This is a genomic window from Halorubrum ezzemoulense (assembly GCF_004126515.1).
In the GTDB taxonomy this organism is placed as follows: domain Archaea; phylum Halobacteriota; class Halobacteria; order Halobacteriales; family Haloferacaceae; genus Halorubrum; species Halorubrum ezzemoulense.
On the sequence record NZ_CP034940.1, the window covers coordinates 632,018 to 647,481 of the forward strand.

Consider the following 15,464-nt stretch of genomic DNA (forward strand, 5'->3'; position numbering starts at 1 on the left):
CTGCGCCGTCGACGGCGCCGAACTACAGCCAGTCCGCGTCGGGGTCGACCCGGCCGGCCGGCGTCTCGCCGTTGAGGACGGCCGCCACGTCCGCCGCGCCGCTCCGGTTGAGGTCGTCCTTCGCCTCCTCGCTGTACCACGCCGCGTGCGGCGTGACGACCGTGTCGTCGCGCCCGACGAGTGGGTCGTCCTCCGGCGGTTCCTCGGCGAGCACGTCGAGGCCGGCGGCCTTGATCTCGTCCGCCTCCAGGGCGTCGAGCAGCGCGTCGGCGTCGACGACCGGACCGCGACTCACGTTGACGACGACCGAGTCCTCGTCGAGGCGCGCCAGCGCGTCAGCGTCGACGATTCCCCGGGTCGCGTCCGTCAGGGGGGCGTAGACGCCGACGTGGTCGGCCCGGTCGAACAGCGCCTCGAAATCGACCTCCTCGACGCCGTACTCGGCCATCTCGTCGGCACCGACGAACGGGTCGTACGCGACGAGGTCCGCGTCGAACCCGGAGAGCTGCTCGGCGGCGCGCTGCGCGATCGGCCCGAACGAGAGCAGCCCGATGGTCGACGCGCTCACGCGCCGGATCGGCGCGCCGGCCTCCCAGCTCCACCCGCCGCCCGCGACGGCGTCGTCGTACGGCTTCAGCGACCGCAGGCACGCGAGGAGCAGCGTCACCGAGTGCGTCGCGACCTCGTCGGTACAGTAGTCCGGGACGCGGGTGACGGTGACGCCGCGCTCCGCGGCCGCCTCCACGTCGATGTTGTCGACGCCGACCGCCGACCGGACCACGACGTCGAGGTCCGTGGCGTCGAGCGCCGCCTCCGTGACGGGCGTGTTGATGTCGGTGACGACAGCGTCGGCCCCCGAGGCCGCGTCGATCAGCCGCTCGGTCGAGCCCAGCTCCGCGACTTCGATCTCGACCGGCTCGTCGACCGCGTCCGCGAGCACCTCGCGGTACGTCTCCGGGTCTATCATCGGGAACGCGGACAGCACCAGTTTGGCCATACGCCTCCTCTCCCGCCGATCCACTTTACGACTGTCACTGACGCTGTCAGGCCTTCATACGTCCGTTTCGATCGTGTAGGATATCCTCTCCCCGTGTCGTCGAGGCTCGGTCAACGGGCCGCCCGTCCGCTTCGAATCGGCCTCGTCGCCCCCCGCTTCCGGGGGCCTCGGTCGCGTTCCGATGACTCTTTGCGGCCGCCGACCGTACGGCTACCTGTGAGCGAGGACAGTTCGAAGCCCCCGATGCTGGTTCTCCTTGAGTCGCTGTCGTTCTACCGCAACGTCCGAGTGGGGGCGGCGGCTGGCGCGCTGCTCGCGGTCCTGCTGTACCTCGTCAGGACCCTCGAACTGCTCGGCCCCGTGATCGACACGCGCGAGTACCCGCTTTTCGGACCGGACGTCTGGTTCCTCCTGCTGGCGTTCGTGCTGGCGGCGACCTCGGCGCTGTCGGTCGCGGTCGTCCTCACGATCGCGACCGCCGTCAGCGGCGCACGTGGCGCGGAGCGTCCGGAGTCATAGGGACCGCATCGGGCCGCCGCGAGAAGGGGGGCGATCGGAACCGCACCGACGATCGGAAGATCCCGTCAGTCGGCCGTACAGGAGGCCTCGTTCTCGTCGGCGGTGAACTCCTGAGCCGGCTCCGTGAGCTTGTAGAGGTTCTGCCTGGCGTCCGCGAAGTAGACGTCCTCGTCGACGACGCCGATCCCCTCGAGCCGTTCGAGCGCGTACCGGACGGTGCGGGCCGACAGCATCGACTCTTGGACGATCCCCTTCTGGGTCAACGGTCCGTTGTACTCGAGCACCTTGAAGACGAGTTTGGCGCTCGGCGGGAGGTCGTCGAGGCCCTCCGTTTGAGTTCCTTCCATCGTTACGATTCGAAACCGCACACGCTCATAAATGTTGATGGAGCATTGCCGCTGAACCGCCGTATACCGGAGATATGCGCCGCTTTTCGCGGTACAAACCGGCAATATGGCCCTATTTCTCCCCGCTGGACTGACCAGTCAGTCAGCGATTCGGCTCGCGCGCGCCTCGGCCGGGGCGACGCGCGCCGGACCGACCCGGCGGATGTCCCCGCGGTACTCCCGTCGCGGTCGCGGCCGGCGGCGGGAACGAACGGCTTTTCACGGGCGCTCGCGGATCCGAAGGCATGAGCGACGACTCGGGCCTCTCCGACCACGCGCGCGGCGTGGTCGTCACGACCATCTGCTGTCTCGCCGGGATCGCCGCCGGCGTCGTTTCGGCCGTCTACGTCGGCACCGATCCGGCCTCCGCCGCGAGCACGACCGCGGTGTTCGTGCTCGGGGCGTTCGTCATCGCGCAGTACCCGATATTTAAAGCGGTCGGCGTCGGGGACTTCGGCGTCAAAGACAACCTCTACGTCGCGTTTCTCACGTTCACCCTCTGGTTCATCAGCTACACCGTCCTCCTGACGTCCGGCGTCGAACTGGGGGTCTGAGATGGCGGACGACAGTATCGCGGTCGTGGACCTCGACCGGTGTCAGCCCGACCGCTGTAACTACGAGTGTATGAAGGACTGCCCGCCCAACCGGACGGGCAAGGAGTGTATCACGGAGCGCGGCGAGGACGCCGAAGAAGGCGATCCGGACCAGATCCACATCTCCGAGGAAATCTGTCTCGGCGAGACGTGCGGCATCTGCGTCAACTCCTGCCCGTTCGACGCCATCGAGATCATCAACCTCCCCTCCGAACTCGACGACGACCCGGTCCACCGCTACGGCGACAACGCCTTCTCGCTGTACGGCCTCCCCACGCCGGAGCCGGGCAGTGTCACCGGTATCCTCGGTCCGAACGGGATCGGGAAGTCCACGGCCGTCCACGCGCTCGCCGGCGAGATGGTCCCGAACCTCGGCGACCACGCCGCCGACGGCGACTGGGAGCGCGTCCTCGACCGCTTCCGCGGCACCGGGATCCAGAGCTACCTCGAATCGCTCCGCGACGGCGACGTGACGGTCGCGCGCAAGCCGCAGTACGTCGACCAGATCCCGAACCAGTTCGACGGGAACACCCGCGAACTCCTGGAGCGGACCGACGAGCGCGGCGCGCTCGACGATCTCGTCGACCGCCTCAACATCCGCCCGGTGATGGACCAGGACATCGACTCCATCTCGGGCGGCGAGCTCCAGCGCGTCGCCATCGCGGCGTGCCTCGCACGTGACGCCGACTTCTACTTCCTCGACGAGATCACGCCGTACCTCGACATCGGCCAGCGGATGATCGTCGCCCGGCTCATCCGCGAGCTCGCCGACGACGACGCGGCCGACCGGTCGATGCTCGTCGTCGAACACGACCTCGCCATCCTCGACCTCCTCGCCGACACCCTCCACGTCGCGTACGGGGAGCCCGGCGCGTACGGGGTCATCACCGACCCGAAGTCGGTGCGGAAGGGGATCAACGAGTACCTGAAGGGGTACCTCGACAACGAGAACATGCGGATCCGCCCGTCGGCGATCACCTTCGAGGAGCACGCGCCGCGGGTCGCCTCCCGGAGCGAGACGCTGATCGAGTACCCGGACCTGCGGAAGTCGTACGGCGACGGCGAGTTCGAGCTCCGCGTCGAGGGCGGCGAGATCAACCGCTCCGAGGTGTTGGGCGTCGTCGGCCCGAACGGGATCGGGAAGTCCACGCTCGCGCAGCTGTTCACGGGTGACTTGGAGCCCGACGAGGGCGAGCTCGACTTCGCGCTCGACATCTCCTATAAGCCGCAGTACATCGACATCGACCAGCACATGCGGGTCGACGCGTTCCTCTCGTCGATCACCGACGAGTTCGGCTCCTCCTACTGGAACACCGAGATCGCCCAGCCCCTCCAGTTGGAGCGCGTGATGGAGCAGAACCTCTCGGACCTCTCTGGCGGGGAACGTCAGCGCGTCGCCATCGCGGCCTGTCTCTCCGACGACGCCGATCTCTACCTGCTCGACGAGCCCTCGGCCCACCTCGACGTGGAGCAGCGCGTCCGGGCGACGACGGCGATCCGCCGGTACGCCGAGAACCACGACGCGACGGTGATGGTGATCGACCACGACATCTACATGATCGACCTGCTGGCCGACCGGCTGATGGTGTTCGACGGCGAGCCGGCCGAGCGCGGCCGCGCGGCGCCGCCGCAGGACATGCGCGACGGCATGAACGAGTTCCTCGCCGACCTCGAGATCACCTTCCGCCGCGACGAGCGCACCGGACGCCCCCGGATCAATAAGCCGGGCTCACAGCTCGACAGCCAGCAGAAGCGCGACGGCGAGTACTACTACTCCGGCTGATCGGAATCGACGTTCGCGGTTGCCCCCCGACGCCCGTCGATTCGCGGTATCGAAGCGATTAAGCCCGGAACACGCAAACGCCGGCACATGAAACACCTCATCATCCGCGGCGACCCCGACATCCGGAAGGACGCGGTGATCGAGCACGACGGCGAGGAGCTGGTCTGTTTCGGCATCAACGTCCAGGGGGGCTGGCACGGCCCGGACGAGCCCCAGCTATGGTGTACCGTCGGCACCGAGGACGAGCGCGACGCCTACGACAAACGCGAGTACGTCCCCCACTGGCTCGACGTCGAGACGGTCGACGCCGGGGACCTCGACGTGATCAAGGCGAAGGGCGACCTCTCCGTCTAACGCGCCGACCGCTTCTCGCCGGCGCTTCTACCCGTCTACCGGCGGGTCCGCCAGCCACGCCTCGATGGCGCCCGCCATCGCCCCGCGGCGGTGGATCGTCCCCGCCTCGGGGTCGACGACCGTGCTCTCGGTGCCGGGCGTCTCGCCGCCGTCGATCACGGCGGCGACCCCGTCGCGGACCCGGTCGTCGAGGTCGCCGAGGTCGGTGACGCTGCCGGTCCCGGAGACGTTGGCGCTCGTCGCCGTGAGGGGACCGGTCTCGGCCATGAGCGCCCGCGCGAGGTCGTGGTCCGGCACGCGGATCCCGACGCGGTCGCGGCCGGCGGTGAGCGCGTCCGGCACGCCGTCGCCGCGCTCGACGACGACGGTCACCGGCCCCGGGAGGAACGCCCGGGCGAACGCCACCGCCCGCTCCGTCGGGCGGGTGTGGCGGAGGGCGTCGTCGACGCTCGCGACGCCGAGCGAGAGCGGATTCGACCGGTCGCGGCCCTTCAGGTCGAAGACGCGCTCGACGGCGTCGGGATCGAGCGCGTCCGCGCCGAGCCCGTACACCGTCTCGGTCGGGTAGACGACGAGGTCGCCGCGGTCGACGGCGGCGGCCGCCGCGCGCAGCTCGTCGGATCGGTCCGGTCCGTCGTCGCTCGTATCGGCGGTCACGTGCGGCTATTCGGTGCCGAGTTGAAAAAGCGTGACGAGTGGACGTTGCCGCCCCTACCGACGCCCGCCGGGAGACGACGCGGCCGCGGAGCGCGAGGGTATCAGTCGACGAGGTTCGCGACCGCGTCGTCGATCGCCTCGGCGTCGGGGAATGCGGGGTGTTCGCCCGCGACCCACGCGTACTCGACGGTGCGGTCGGCGTCGAGGAGGAAGACGGCGGGACGACTCTCCGTGACCCCCGTCATGCCGTCGATGTCGTGCGCGAGGCCGTACTCCTCGATCACGCCCGCGCCCGGGTCAGAGAAGATGCGGACGCCGTCGCCGCGGTCGGCGAGCAGGCGCTTGTGGGCGTACGGCGTCGAGATCGAGACGCCGAGGACGTCGACCTCGTCGCTCCACCCGTGGTCGTCGACCGTGTTGTAGAGGTACGTCCCCTGAAACGCGCCGTCCATCGGGTGGAAGAGGAGGAGCGTCGGCCCGTCGACGACGTCGGCGAGCGAGCGGTCCTCCCAGTACTCGCCGTTCACGAGCGGGCGGGTGAAGTCGGGCGCCGCGTCGCCCTCCTCGACGTGGTCGGTCTCCGGGAGAGAGACGACGTCGAAGTCGGGCATCTCAGGCACCTCCCTCGGCGTCGACCGCGCGGCCGCCGTCGGCCGCCGCGTCGCCGTACGTGCCGCGGAGGTACTCGACGATGTTCGCGCTCTCGGACATCGTCACGCCCGTCTCGCGGTCGACGATCGCCGGGACGCTCCGCGCGCCGGAGACGCGCTTGACGACGTTGCGCTCCGAGTGCATCGGCTCGACGTATCGGGAGCGGTACGCCACGTCGAGTTCGTTCAGCGTCCGGACCACGCGCTCGCAGTACGGACACGCTTGGAGCCGGTACAGGGTGATCTGTGGCTCGGTCATGCCTCGCGATTCGCCCGCGAGACGGGTAATCGTGTCGGCAGCGGCACCCTCGGTGTCGGCGGATCCGAGTCGGCGACGATTCGGGGCACCGCGCGCACCGGTGGGCGCGCTCGGGTGCGCGGCACGGCGACCGTTTCCGCGGCGGTCGGGTCGCTTCCGGGTTAGTCGAAGGGAACGCTTTAATCGCGGGCCGACGGATGACAAACGAACATGGGCTTGTCGTCTAGTGCGCCGGTGGTCGATGTCCTCCAGATACCGATGCCGGGTCAAGAGGTCGTGACCGCCCTCGGTGTCGTTGCGATTATGCTTCTCATCGGGCTCTCGGCGTTCTTTTCCTCGTCCGAGATCGCGATGTTCTCGCTGCAGCAACACCGCATCGATAGCCTCGTCGACGAGGGGGTGACGGGGGCGAAGACGATCCGCGACATGAAACAGAACCCCCACCGCCTGCTGGTGACGATCCTCGTCGGGAACAACATCGTCAACGTGGCGATGACCTCCATCGCCACCGCGCTGTTCGGGATCTACCTCTCGCGGGGGCAGTCGGTGCTGGCGACGACCTTCGGGATCACGACGCTCGTGCTGATCTTCGGCGAGAGCGCGCCCAAGTCGTACGCCGTCGAGAACACCGAGTCGTGGGCGCTGCGGATCGCCCGCCCGCTGAAGGCCTCTGAGTATGCCCTCTACCCGCTCGTCGTCCTCTTCGACTACATCGTCAAGGGCGTCAACAGCGTCATCGGCGGCTCGGCGGCCATCGAGTCGACGTACGTCACCCGCGACGAGATCCAGGACATCATCGAGACGGGCGAGCGCGAGGGCGTCATCGAGGAGGAGGAGCGGGAGATGCTCGACCGCATCTTCCGGTTCAACAACACCATCGCCAAGGAGGTGATGACGCCGCGGCTCGACGTCACCGCGGTCGCGAAGGAGGACTCCGTCGAGGAGGCGATCGAGACGTGTATCCAGGCCGACCACGAGCGCGTCCCCGTCTACGAGGGGAACCTCGACAACATCATCGGCGTGGTGACGGTGCGCGATCTGGTCCGCGAACTGCGCTACTCCGAGGGCCAGCCCTCCCTCGAGCGCGTCGTCAAGCCCACGCTCCACGTCCCGGAGTCGAAGAACGCGGACGAGCTGCTCGCGGAGATGCAGGAGAACCGCCTCCAGATGGTGACGGTCATCGACGAGTTCGGCACCACGGAGGGGATCATCACCTTAGAGGACATGGTCGAGGAGATCGTCGGCGAGATCCTCGAGGGCGACGAGGAGGCGCCGGTGGAGTTCGTCGACGACAACGTCGCGGTCGTCCAGGGCGAGGTGAACATCGACGAGGTCAACGAGATCCTCGGGATCGATCTCCCGGAGGGCGAGGAGTTCGAGACGCTCGCGGGCTTCGTGTTCAACCGCGCCGGGCGCCTCGTCGAGGAGGGCGAAGAGATCGAGTTCGACGAGATCCGGATCCGTATCGAGCGCGTCGACAACACCCGCATCATGTCCGCGCGCGTGAAGGTCCTCGACGGCGACGCGGGGGCGGCGGACTCGAGCGCCCCGGTCGAGGCCACCGACTTGACCGACGAGACCGAGGCGGCGGAGACGGACGGCGAGGGCGGGCCCGCTCGGAACGACGCGGAATAGTCGCGGACTACGACATCTTCGGAGTTCGATGCGATTGTCTGTGGGTAGCTGACCGCGATTGTCAGTACGAACGTCAGAATATCCAGCCGTTCACTTATAAACAGCCATCACCGAAGCGGCGAAGACCACCGCCAAACCCCCTGCCGCACCACAGCCCCACGCCTCCTCGGCTTTCAAACGGCGTAGGCGCGGGCGGCCGCGACGAGCGCCTTCCGGTAGTCGCTCTCCGAGGGGTCGTGACCGAGGTCCAGGAACCGTGCTTTGAACGCGTCCACGTCGACGGCGTCGGTGTCGCTGCCGGCCGCGCGCGCGAGGTCGTAGATGCGGTGGTCGGGACCAGCGATGTCGTGTCGCTCCACGAGGGCGAGCGCGAATGCGGCGTTGACGGCGGTAATCTCTGGGTCGGCGCCCGCCGTCACCGGCGGTGAACCGGTACGAGACACGTCGGGGCGGTCCGCGACCGCGGCCGCCAGCGTCGATTCGAGGAAGCCGAGGAGCTTGTTCGCGGGCGCCACCGAGAGCGTGATGTCGTCGGCGTAGATGTCTTTCATGTGGTTCGCGATCTGGTAGCAGTGCGCGAGCTTGCGGCGCTCGACCTTCTCACCGGAGAGACCGAGGTACAACGCCTCCTCCGTGGACTGAAGGTGCGAGGGGTGTCCCTCCTCGTACCGGGCCATGTGCGCGAGCTCGTGGATCGCCAGTTCGCGCGCCATCGCGCTCGTGGCGGCCCGCCGGGAGACGTTCAGGACGTGGTGGTCGTCGTAGTGGCCGGCCCACGTCCGCTCGTCGGGGTCCTCGCGGACCACGACGCGGACCGGCGCCTCCACGGAGCGCTCGGTTTCGAAGAGGTCCGCGGCGCCGAGAAACGGGTCGGGAGGAACGTCCCCCTGAACGCGAAGATCCATGCGTACAGTTCACACGGGTGGCGGCGGTAAGTCTCTTGCGCTCGCGGACCCGGTTCGCGGCGCGCCGGCGCCCGGTTCCGACGACGACTCTCGCCCTCCCTAGGCGACTCGTTCCTCTCGGCGACCGGCGTACGCTTTTGAGGCCTCCCGACGAACGTCGAACCATGCGCGTCTACGCGGCGTACGACGACGGGCTCCGGATCGTCGACCCCGCGACCGGCGCGGTCGAGACTCGCCTCTCCGGCCAGCGCGTCGACTGTCTCTCCGTCGCGGACCCCGGCGACGGCGCGGCGGGAGCCGGAACCCGCGGTCCGCGCGTCCTCGCCGGGACCTTCGACGCGGGGCTGTTCCGCTCCGTCGACGGCGGCGAGCGGTTCGCGGGCGCGGCCGCGTCGACGCTCGGTCCCGAGGGGTCCGGCCCGGACGCGGTCACCGCGGTCGCGACGAGCCCGCACGACCCCTCGGTCGTCTGGATCGGCACGGAGCCCTCGCGCGCGTACCGCTCCGTCGACGGCGGCGAGACGGCGGCACTGGTCGGCGGGCTGACCGACCTCCCCTCGGCGTCCGAGTGGTCGTTCCCGCCGCGACCCGACACGCACCACGTCCGGTGGATCGAACCCTGTCCCGCCGATCCGGACCGCTGGCTCCTCGGGATCGAGGCGGGTGCGCTCGCCGTGACGGCCGACGGCGGCGCGACGTGGACCGACCGCCCGCCGGGGTCGCGCCGTGACACCCACGCGATGGCGACGCACCCGGACGCCCCCGACCGCGTCTACGCCGCCGCCGGCGACGGCTTCGCCGAGAGCGACGACCGCGGCGACTCGTGGCGCGTCCGCGACGCCGGCCTCGACCACGGCTACGTCTGGGGGCTCGCGGTCGACCCCGGGGACCCGGACACCGCCGTGGTCAGCGCGGCCCGGGGCGCGACGGCCGCCCACCGCCGCGGCGAGGCGCACCTGTACCGCTACCGTCGCGGCGGGGAAGAGGAGGACGAGGGGACGGGGGCGACGGGCGACGCGGGCGCGTTCGAGCGCCTCGACGACCGCGGCGTTCCGACCGGGGAGGGGACGTATCGAGCGGTCCTCGCGGCCGGGCGGTCCGCCGGCGAGATCTGGGCGCTCTCGAACCGCGGGCTCTTCGTGACCCGCGACGCCGGCGACTCCTTCGAGCAGGTCCCGGTCGATCTCCCCGACCGCCCGGCGCGGGCGCTGGCGGTCGCTTGAGCAGCGAGCGAGGCGAAAAGCGACGAAACGCGGTCGAACGCCGTCGAAAGCAGTCAGTCTCGGACCGCGCCGACGATCAGGTAGACGACCGGCGTGTCGAGGACGGCGATCGCGAGCTTCAGCAGGTACTGACCCAGTCCGAGCGCGAGCAGCGCCGGCGGGTCGAACACCGGCCCGACCCCGAGCAAGAGCGGGGCGGCGTAGAAGGCGACGCCGACGAAGATGGCGGTGTCTATCGCTTGGCTCGTGGCGGTCGAGCCGATGTTGCGGAGCCACAGCATTCCCTCGCCCGTGCGGTCGCGGATCGCGTGGAACACGAACACGTCCCAGTTCTGGCTCACGACGTACGCCAGCAGGCTGCCCGCGACGATGTTCGCCGCCGGTCCGAGCGCCGCCTGGAAGGCGGCGGACACCTCGGGGTCGACACCGGGCGCCGCGAGCGTCGACCACACCAGCGCTAACACGAGGAAGTTCGCGAGGAACGCGACGTTGACGACCACCTGCGTCGCGCGCCGGCCGTACAGCTCCGCGTAGCAGTCGGAGGCGAGGAACGTGAGCGCGTACGCGAGCGCGGCGCCGGGCAGCAGGATCTCTGCGCCGACCACCGGCAGCGCGAACGGGAGCGGCAGCGCGAGCACCTTCGCTGCGGTGAGCTGCGCGGTCCCGAGCGCGACCGTGAACAGCGTGATAAGCGCCACCGCCGCGACCGCCGTCCGGTCCAGCGGGTCGGTCCGGAAGGGCCCGTTCCCGCCGGCCGCCGTCCGACTACTCATCGGTCTCCTCCGTTGACTCGCTCTCCTCCAACCCCGCCGCCGTCCCCGGGTCGTCGTCGAGCCGGTCGTGGCGGGCGTCGATCTCGTCGAGCAGGTCGAGGGTCTTCCGGATCGACGCGCGCACCGCGTCGCTGCGGTTCACGAACTTCCCGTCGTCGCCCACGTGGTCGTCGAGGTCGGCGAGCAGCTCCGCCGGGATCTCGACGCTTATCTTCGGCATACTCGCGTCGTGGACGCCGGGTAGGGATGAACGTTATTATCCGGAGATTATCGAGAGAGTCCCGAAGTGCTCGACTCGACGTCCGGCTGCGCTGCCCGCCCGCCCAGAGCTCGTAAACCGCTACGTTGAAGTGGGTTTACGAGTCCGTTGAGTCATGGCAACGAACACGGAGTCCGTCGATCTCGTCGGCGACGAGGCGGCGACGAACCTCGCTCGCGCCGCGCTGTTCGCGGCGCTCGTCGGGGCGTTCGCGTACGTCTCCTTCCCGAACCCGCTCTCGGCAGGGGTACCGATCACGCTCCAAGTCCTCGGCGTGTTCCTCGCGGGGATCATGCTCGGCCCGGTGTGGGGGTCGCTCTCGATGGTCCTGTACCTCGCCGCCGGCGCGGTCGGCGCGCCGGTCTTCTCCGGCGGCACCGCGGGGATCAGCTACCTGATCGCCAGCCCGACGCTCGGGTTCCTCTGGTCGTACCCCTTCGCCGCGGGAGTGATCGGGCTCGTCGCCCACCGCGGGACGAGCCTCTCCGAGGTCGACGCGGTCCCGACGCCGGTCCTCGTGGGAGCGATGGTCGCCGGGACCGCGATCATCTACGGGTTCGGCACGGTCGGCTTCGCGGTGATACAGTACGACCCGTGGTACGCGTCGCTGTGGCAGGCGTTCCTTGTCTCTTCGTTCGCCTTCGTCCCCGTCGAGGCGGTCAAGATCGCCGCCGCCGTCGGCATCGTCAAGAACGACGCGATCGCGGCTGCCTGACCCGGCGTGATCGCCGTCAGCGACCTCACGCACGCGTTCGACGGGGCGGTCGCGCTCGACTCGGTCTCGCTCTCCGTCGACGACGGCGAGTTCCTCCTCGTCACCGGCCCGAACGGCTCTGGCAAGACGACGCTCGTCCGTCACTTCAACGGCCTGCTCTCGCCCACCGAGGGAGAGGTCCGGGTCAACGGCGTCCCGGCCGAGGCGGACCTCGTCGCGGCGCGGACGGCGGTCGGGATGGTGTTCCAACGCCCGGCGGACAGCTTCGTCGCCGCGACGATCGCGGCCGACGTGGCGTTCGGCCCCGAGAACCTCGGTCTGTCCCACGACGAGATCGACCGACGCGTGGCGACCGCCCTCGACGCGGTCAACCTCGCCGGGCGGGGCGACGAGCGGATCGACGCGCTCTCCGGCGGCGAGAAGGCCCGTGTCGCGGTCGCCGGCGCGCTGGCGATGGAGCCGGACCACCTCGTCCTCGACGAGCCGTTCTCGGGGCTCGACGAGCCCGCCCGTCGCTCGCTGCTGTCTCACCTCGCGTCGCTCTCGGCCGACGGAACGGGGATCGTCGTCGTCACTCACGACCTGCGCGGCCTGATCGACCGGTGTGACCGGGTGATCGCGCTCGCCGACGGGTCGATCGCGTTGGACGCCCCGCCCGAGGCGGCGCGCGCCGAACTCCCCGCGCTCGACGTCCACGTCCCGGCGAGCGAGCGCCTCGAGGGCGAGTCCGACACGCGATGATCGGCTACGTCCCCGGCTCGACTGTCGCGCACCGGCTCGACCCCCGGGCGAAGATCGCCGTTCAGGTCGCGTTCGCCGCCGCGGCGTTCGCGTACACGACCCCCCGCGGGCTCGCCGTCCTGTCCGTCCTCGCGCTCGCGGTCGCCCGGCTCGCGTCGCTGTCGCTCGCCGGCGTCGTCCGCTCGTTCAGGGTCATCCTCCCCTTCCTCGTCGCCGCGCCGCTCGTCGCGACGATCGAGCTGTCTCCGCCGGCGATAGACCCGGGAGCGGCCGTCTACCCGGCGCTGTCGAGCTACCGCGTGCTGCTCGTCGTCGTCGTCAGCGCGGCGTACGTCCGTACCACGACGGTCCGGGAGTCGCGCGCGGCGATCCAGCGGACCGTCCCGGGTCGCCCCGGCGTGTTCCTCGGCGTCGGCGTCTCGCTCGTCTTCCGGTTCCTCCCGGTTCTCCGGCGGGAGATCACGGCGGTCAGGGAGGCGTCGGCGGCCCGGCTCGGCACCGAACGCCCGCTCGTCGACCGGATCGAGCGCGTCGCCGTCGCGGGCGCGACCCGGACGCTGGGGCGCGCGGACCGCCTCTCCACGGCGCTCTCGGCCCGCTGTTTCGCGTGGAACCCGACGCTGCCGCGGCTGATGCTCACCCGAATCGACGCGCCGGCGCTGGCGCTCGCGGGAGCGCTGCTGGCGGCGGCGCTGTTTCGGGCCGTCTGAGCCGTCGTCGCTTGCGCGGACCGGGATCTCCTCCGCGGCGGGAGTCCTTCGATTCGCGCGAACGCCGCGCGGCGGCCGCTGCGCTGTGGCAAGTTTTAACCCGGCCGTATCCCGGTGATCGATCATGACTCCCTTACAGGCGGCCACCCGCGAAACCTTCTGGACCATCGGTCCGGTGGGGAAGGCCGCGTTCTACTGGCTCGCCGTCGTCGCGATCCTCGTCTTCCTGTACGGCGTGTACGCGCGGTTCGCGGCGTACGCGCGCGGGAGCGAAGACCCGCGAGACCGGCTGTCGGACCTCCCCGGACGGGTGATCGGGGCGACGAAGACCGTCCTCGCGAACGAGAACCAGTTCGACGGGGACCTCTACACCGGCGTGATGCACACGTTCGTGCTGTGGGGGTTCCTCGTCCTGCTCGTCGCGACGACCATCCTCGGGATCGACATCGACCTCTACCGTCCGCTCACGGGCGAGTCCTTCTGGGTCGGCGACTTCTACCTCGCGTACCAGTTCGCCGTCGACGCGTTCGGCCTGCTGTTCGTCGTCGGCGTCGGCATGGCCGCGTACCGCCGCTACCGGCAGCGCGAGGGGCGGCTCTGGGGAAAACACACCTCCTTCGAGGACGACGCGTTCGTGTGGACGCTGTTCCTGCTCGGCGTCGGCGGCTTCGTCGTCGAGGGCGTGAGTATGGTCGGCCAGCCGGGGCGGGCGACCGAGACGGTGAGCTTCGTCGGGATGGCGCTCGCGACCGGGCTGGAGTCGGCCGGGCTCACGGCCGCGGGCGCCGAGGCAATATACGGCGTCCTCTGGTGGAGCCACTCGCTGCTGGCGTTCGCGTTCGTGGCGTGGATCCCCTACGCGAAGCCGTTCCACATGATCTCGTCGTTCGCCAACGTCGTCGCCCGCGACGAGAAGGCGGGCGCGCGGCTCCCGAACGTCCCCGCGGACCTCGACCACACGAACGCGGAGTCGCTCGACGACTTCACCTGGAAGGAGCTGATGGACGGCGACGCCTGTACGAAGTGCGGCCGGTGTACCGACGCCTGCCCCGCCGACACGGTCGGGCGCAACCTCGACCCGCGGAACGTCATCCTCGATCTGAAGTCGTACCGCGAGTCGGTGAGCGACGACCCGGTGGCCGGCTCGGGCGGCGGAGGCGGTCCCGCGGCGACCGACGGCGGCACGGTCCCCATCGTCGCCGACGAGGGCGGCGTCATCGACGCCGAGTCGATGGAGTCCTGTATGTCCTGTATGGCGTGTATGGACGCCTGCCCGGTCGACATCGAGCACCTCACCTCCTTCACGAAAATGAACCGCCAGCTCGTCGACGAGGGGGCGGTCGACTCGAACCTCCAAGACGTGTTCCAAGACGTGATGCAGAAGGGGAACACCTTCGGCGACTCCCAGGCGACCCGCGGCGACTGGGCCGACGACCTCGACGGCGTCGAGGTCCCGGACGCCCGCGAGACCGAGGTGGAGTACCTCTGGTACGTCGGCGACTACCCGAGCTTCGACGATCGGAACAAGAAGGTCGCGCGTGCGCTCGCCCGCCTCTTCGACGAGGCGGACGTGTCGTTCGGCATCCTCTTTGACGACGAGAAGACGGACGGCAACGACATCCGCCGGATCGGCGAGGAGTTCCTCTACCTCGAACTCGCCGGCCACCACGTCGAGACGTTCGCCGACTGCGAGTTCGAGAACATCGTCTGTACCGATCCGCACTCCTACAACACGATCAAAAACGAGTACCCCGAGGTCGACTTCGCGGAGTTCGCGGACGACCCGATGATGCCGTTCGAGCGCGAGGAGCCGTGGAACGCTGACGGCGCGGTCGACGTGTTCCACTGGACGCAGGTGGTCGAGGAGCTGGTCGAGGCGGGCCGGCTCGACCTCTCGGGCGACGAGCTGGACTACACCGTCACCTACCACGACCCATGTCACCTCGGCCGGTACAACGACGAGTACGAGGCGCCCCGCGAGCTCATCCGGGCGACCGGCGCCGACCTCCACGAGATGCCCCGGTCGCGGGACGACTCGTTCTGCTGCGGCGGCGGCGGCGGCGGGCTCTGGACCGAACACGAGGAGGAAGTCAAGCCGAGCGAGGAGCGCCTCCGTGAGGCCGTCGAGGACACCGACGCGGGGGCGTCGATCGAGAAGTTCGTCGTGGCCTGTCCGATGTGTACGACGATGTTCGAGGACGGGCGGAAGACGGGGGACTTCGAGGACCAGATCGAGATCGTCGACGTGGCGGAGCTGCTGATCGAGGCGGTGGAGGTCGGATCGTAGCGTGGGGACTCGGTCCGT

At 69.7% G+C, this 15,464-nt stretch carries 18 protein-coding genes; 10 read left to right on the top strand and 8 right to left on the bottom strand.

The features are described from left to right. Positions 1 to 22 precede the first annotated feature (22 nt). Positions 23 to 997, bottom strand: a complete 975-nt coding sequence (locus EO776_RS03110; protein ID WP_086215917.1) for a C-terminal binding protein — start codon at positions 995 to 997, stop codon at positions 23 to 25. A 216-nt stretch (positions 998 to 1,213) separates the two neighbouring features. On the opposite strand from EO776_RS03110, the gene EO776_RS03115 reads away from it, so the two are divergent. Further along, entirely contained in the window at positions 1,214 to 1,516 is a 303-nt protein-coding gene (locus EO776_RS03115; RefSeq protein ID WP_425433476.1) for a DUF7536 family protein, read from the top strand. Between the two features lie 65 nt (positions 1,517 to 1,581). Here EO776_RS03115 and EO776_RS03120 read toward each other — a convergent pair whose 3' ends face one another. Further along, entirely contained in the window at positions 1,582 to 1,863 is a 282-nt protein-coding gene (locus EO776_RS03120) for a MarR family transcriptional regulator (RefSeq protein WP_049931461.1), read from the bottom strand. A gap of 284 nt (positions 1,864 to 2,147) precedes the next feature. Between EO776_RS03120 and EO776_RS03125 the strand changes: the two genes are divergently transcribed. From EO776_RS03125 to EO776_RS03135, 3 genes are all read left to right on the top strand, one after another. Further along, positions 2,148 to 2,456 (top strand): EMC6-like membrane protein, encoded by a 309-nt coding sequence (locus EO776_RS03125; RefSeq protein WP_086215915.1) that lies wholly within the window; start codon positions 2,148 to 2,150, stop codon positions 2,454 to 2,456. Position 2,457: 1 nt separating this feature from the next. After that, positions 2,458 to 4,278: a ribosome biogenesis/translation initiation ATPase RLI gene (locus EO776_RS03130; RefSeq protein ID WP_049931463.1), complete on the top strand. Its 1,821-nt coding sequence runs from the start codon at positions 2,458 to 2,460 to the stop codon at positions 4,276 to 4,278. A gap of 87 nt (positions 4,279 to 4,365) precedes the next feature. Continuing rightward, positions 4,366 to 4,632: an HAH_0734 family protein gene (locus EO776_RS03135; RefSeq protein ID WP_049931464.1), complete on the top strand. Its 267-nt coding sequence runs from the start codon at positions 4,366 to 4,368 to the stop codon at positions 4,630 to 4,632. 27 nt (positions 4,633 to 4,659) lie between these two features. Here the strand turns inward: EO776_RS03135 and EO776_RS03140 are convergent, their stop codons facing one another. The 3 genes from EO776_RS03140 to EO776_RS03150 all read right to left on the bottom strand — a co-directional run bounded on the left by EO776_RS03140 (position 4,660) and on the right by EO776_RS03150 (position 6,198). Beyond that, a complete protein-coding gene (locus EO776_RS03140) occupies positions 4,660 to 5,289 on the bottom strand; it encodes an L-threonylcarbamoyladenylate synthase (RefSeq protein WP_049931465.1) in 630 nt (209 codons plus the stop codon). Between the two features lie 101 nt (positions 5,290 to 5,390). Further along, positions 5,391 to 5,900: a redoxin domain-containing protein gene (locus tag EO776_RS03145; protein WP_086215912.1), complete on the bottom strand. Its 510-nt coding sequence runs from the start codon at positions 5,898 to 5,900 to the stop codon at positions 5,391 to 5,393. Between the two features lies 1 nt (position 5,901). Beyond that, positions 5,902 to 6,198 (bottom strand): glutaredoxin family protein, encoded by a 297-nt coding sequence (locus tag EO776_RS03150; RefSeq protein WP_089308014.1) that lies wholly within the window; start codon positions 6,196 to 6,198, stop codon positions 5,902 to 5,904. A gap of 210 nt (positions 6,199 to 6,408) precedes the next feature. Between EO776_RS03150 and EO776_RS03155 the strand changes: the two genes are divergently transcribed. After that, a complete protein-coding gene (locus EO776_RS03155) occupies positions 6,409 to 7,833 on the top strand; it encodes a hemolysin family protein (RefSeq protein WP_094520920.1) in 1,425 nt (474 codons plus the stop codon). A gap of 173 nt (positions 7,834 to 8,006) precedes the next feature. Here the strand turns inward: EO776_RS03155 and EO776_RS03160 are convergent, their stop codons facing one another. After that, positions 8,007 to 8,738: a DUF5781 family protein gene (locus EO776_RS03160; protein WP_086215909.1), complete on the bottom strand. Its 732-nt coding sequence runs from the start codon at positions 8,736 to 8,738 to the stop codon at positions 8,007 to 8,009. A gap of 164 nt (positions 8,739 to 8,902) precedes the next feature. On the opposite strand from EO776_RS03160, the gene EO776_RS03165 reads away from it, so the two are divergent. Beyond that, on the top strand, positions 8,903 to 9,961 hold the full coding sequence (locus tag EO776_RS03165) for a WD40/YVTN/BNR-like repeat-containing protein (RefSeq protein ID WP_094520921.1): 1,059 nt from the start codon (positions 8,903 to 8,905) through the stop codon (positions 9,959 to 9,961). A gap of 53 nt (positions 9,962 to 10,014) precedes the next feature. Here the strand turns inward: EO776_RS03165 and EO776_RS03170 are convergent, their stop codons facing one another. After that, complete coding sequence (locus EO776_RS03170) at positions 10,015 to 10,734, bottom strand: queuosine precursor transporter (protein ID WP_049931471.1); 720 nt, start codon at positions 10,732 to 10,734, stop codon at positions 10,015 to 10,017. Then, complete coding sequence (locus tag EO776_RS03175) at positions 10,727 to 10,954, bottom strand: ribbon-helix-helix domain-containing protein (protein WP_094520691.1); 228 nt, start codon at positions 10,952 to 10,954, stop codon at positions 10,727 to 10,729. Before EO776_RS03175 ends, EO776_RS03170 begins: the two co-directional genes overlap by 8 nt. A 154-nt stretch (positions 10,955 to 11,108) precedes the next feature. Here EO776_RS03175 and EO776_RS03180 point away from each other — a divergent pair, with 154 nt between their 5' ends. The 4 genes from EO776_RS03180 (at position 11,109) to EO776_RS03195 (ending at position 15,446) form a co-directional block, all read left to right on the top strand. Then, complete coding sequence (locus EO776_RS03180) at positions 11,109 to 11,708, top strand: biotin transporter BioY (RefSeq protein ID WP_094520690.1); 600 nt, start codon at positions 11,109 to 11,111, stop codon at positions 11,706 to 11,708. A gap of 6 nt (positions 11,709 to 11,714) precedes the next feature. Next, positions 11,715 to 12,449 carry an energy-coupling factor ABC transporter ATP-binding protein gene (locus EO776_RS03185; protein WP_049931474.1) on the top strand — a complete coding sequence of 245 codons (735 nt, stop codon included), beginning with the start codon at positions 11,715 to 11,717 and terminating at the stop codon, positions 12,447 to 12,449. Then, the gene (locus tag EO776_RS03190; RefSeq protein WP_086215907.1) at positions 12,446 to 13,159 is read left to right on the top strand and encodes an energy-coupling factor transporter transmembrane component T family protein; all 714 of its coding nucleotides are present in this window, start codon (positions 12,446 to 12,448) and stop codon (positions 13,157 to 13,159) included. The genes EO776_RS03185 and EO776_RS03190 overlap by 4 nt, the downstream gene beginning before the upstream one ends. 124 nt (positions 13,160 to 13,283) lie before the next feature. After that, positions 13,284 to 15,446, top strand: coding sequence for a (Fe-S)-binding protein (locus tag EO776_RS03195; RefSeq protein ID WP_094552402.1), 2,163 nt, complete (start codon positions 13,284 to 13,286; stop codon positions 15,444 to 15,446). Positions 15,447 to 15,464 lie beyond the last annotated feature (18 nt).

Excerpts from the sequence above, each read along its gene's own strand:
- EO776_RS03150 (WP_089308014.1), bottom strand. The coding sequence starts at position 6,198 with ATGACCGAGCCACAGATCACCCTGTACCGGCTCCAAGCGTGTCCGTAC.
- EO776_RS03160 (WP_086215909.1), bottom strand. The coding sequence starts at position 8,738 with ATGGATCTTCGCGTTCAGGGGGACGTTCCTCCCGACCCGTTTCTCGGC.
- EO776_RS03125 (WP_086215915.1), top strand. The coding sequence starts at position 2,148 with ATGAGCGACGACTCGGGCCTCTCCGACCACGCGCGCGGCGTGGTCGTC.
- EO776_RS03135 (WP_049931464.1), top strand. The coding sequence starts at position 4,366 with ATGAAACACCTCATCATCCGCGGCGACCCCGACATCCGGAAGGACGCG.
- EO776_RS03120 (WP_049931461.1), bottom strand. The coding sequence starts at position 1,863 with ATGGAAGGAACTCAAACGGAGGGCCTCGACGACCTCCCGCCGAGCGCC.
- EO776_RS03155 (WP_094520920.1), top strand. The coding sequence starts at position 6,409 with ATGGGCTTGTCGTCTAGTGCGCCGGTGGTCGATGTCCTCCAGATACCG.
- EO776_RS03145 (WP_086215912.1), bottom strand. The coding sequence starts at position 5,900 with ATGCCCGACTTCGACGTCGTCTCTCTCCCGGAGACCGACCACGTCGAG.
- EO776_RS03175 (WP_094520691.1), bottom strand. The coding sequence starts at position 10,954 with ATGCCGAAGATAAGCGTCGAGATCCCGGCGGAGCTGCTCGCCGACCTC.
- EO776_RS03170 (WP_049931471.1), bottom strand. The coding sequence starts at position 10,734 with ATGAGTAGTCGGACGGCGGCCGGCGGGAACGGGCCCTTCCGGACCGAC.
- EO776_RS03180 (WP_094520690.1), top strand. The coding sequence starts at position 11,109 with ATGGCAACGAACACGGAGTCCGTCGATCTCGTCGGCGACGAGGCGGCG.
- EO776_RS03110 (WP_086215917.1), bottom strand. The coding sequence starts at position 997 with ATGGCCAAACTGGTGCTGTCCGCGTTCCCGATGATAGACCCGGAGACG.
- EO776_RS03195 (WP_094552402.1), top strand. The coding sequence starts at position 13,284 with ATGACTCCCTTACAGGCGGCCACCCGCGAAACCTTCTGGACCATCGGT.
- EO776_RS03190 (WP_086215907.1), top strand. The coding sequence starts at position 12,446 with ATGATCGGCTACGTCCCCGGCTCGACTGTCGCGCACCGGCTCGACCCC.
- EO776_RS03130 (WP_049931463.1), top strand. The coding sequence starts at position 2,458 with ATGGCGGACGACAGTATCGCGGTCGTGGACCTCGACCGGTGTCAGCCC.
- EO776_RS03165 (WP_094520921.1), top strand. The coding sequence starts at position 8,903 with ATGCGCGTCTACGCGGCGTACGACGACGGGCTCCGGATCGTCGACCCC.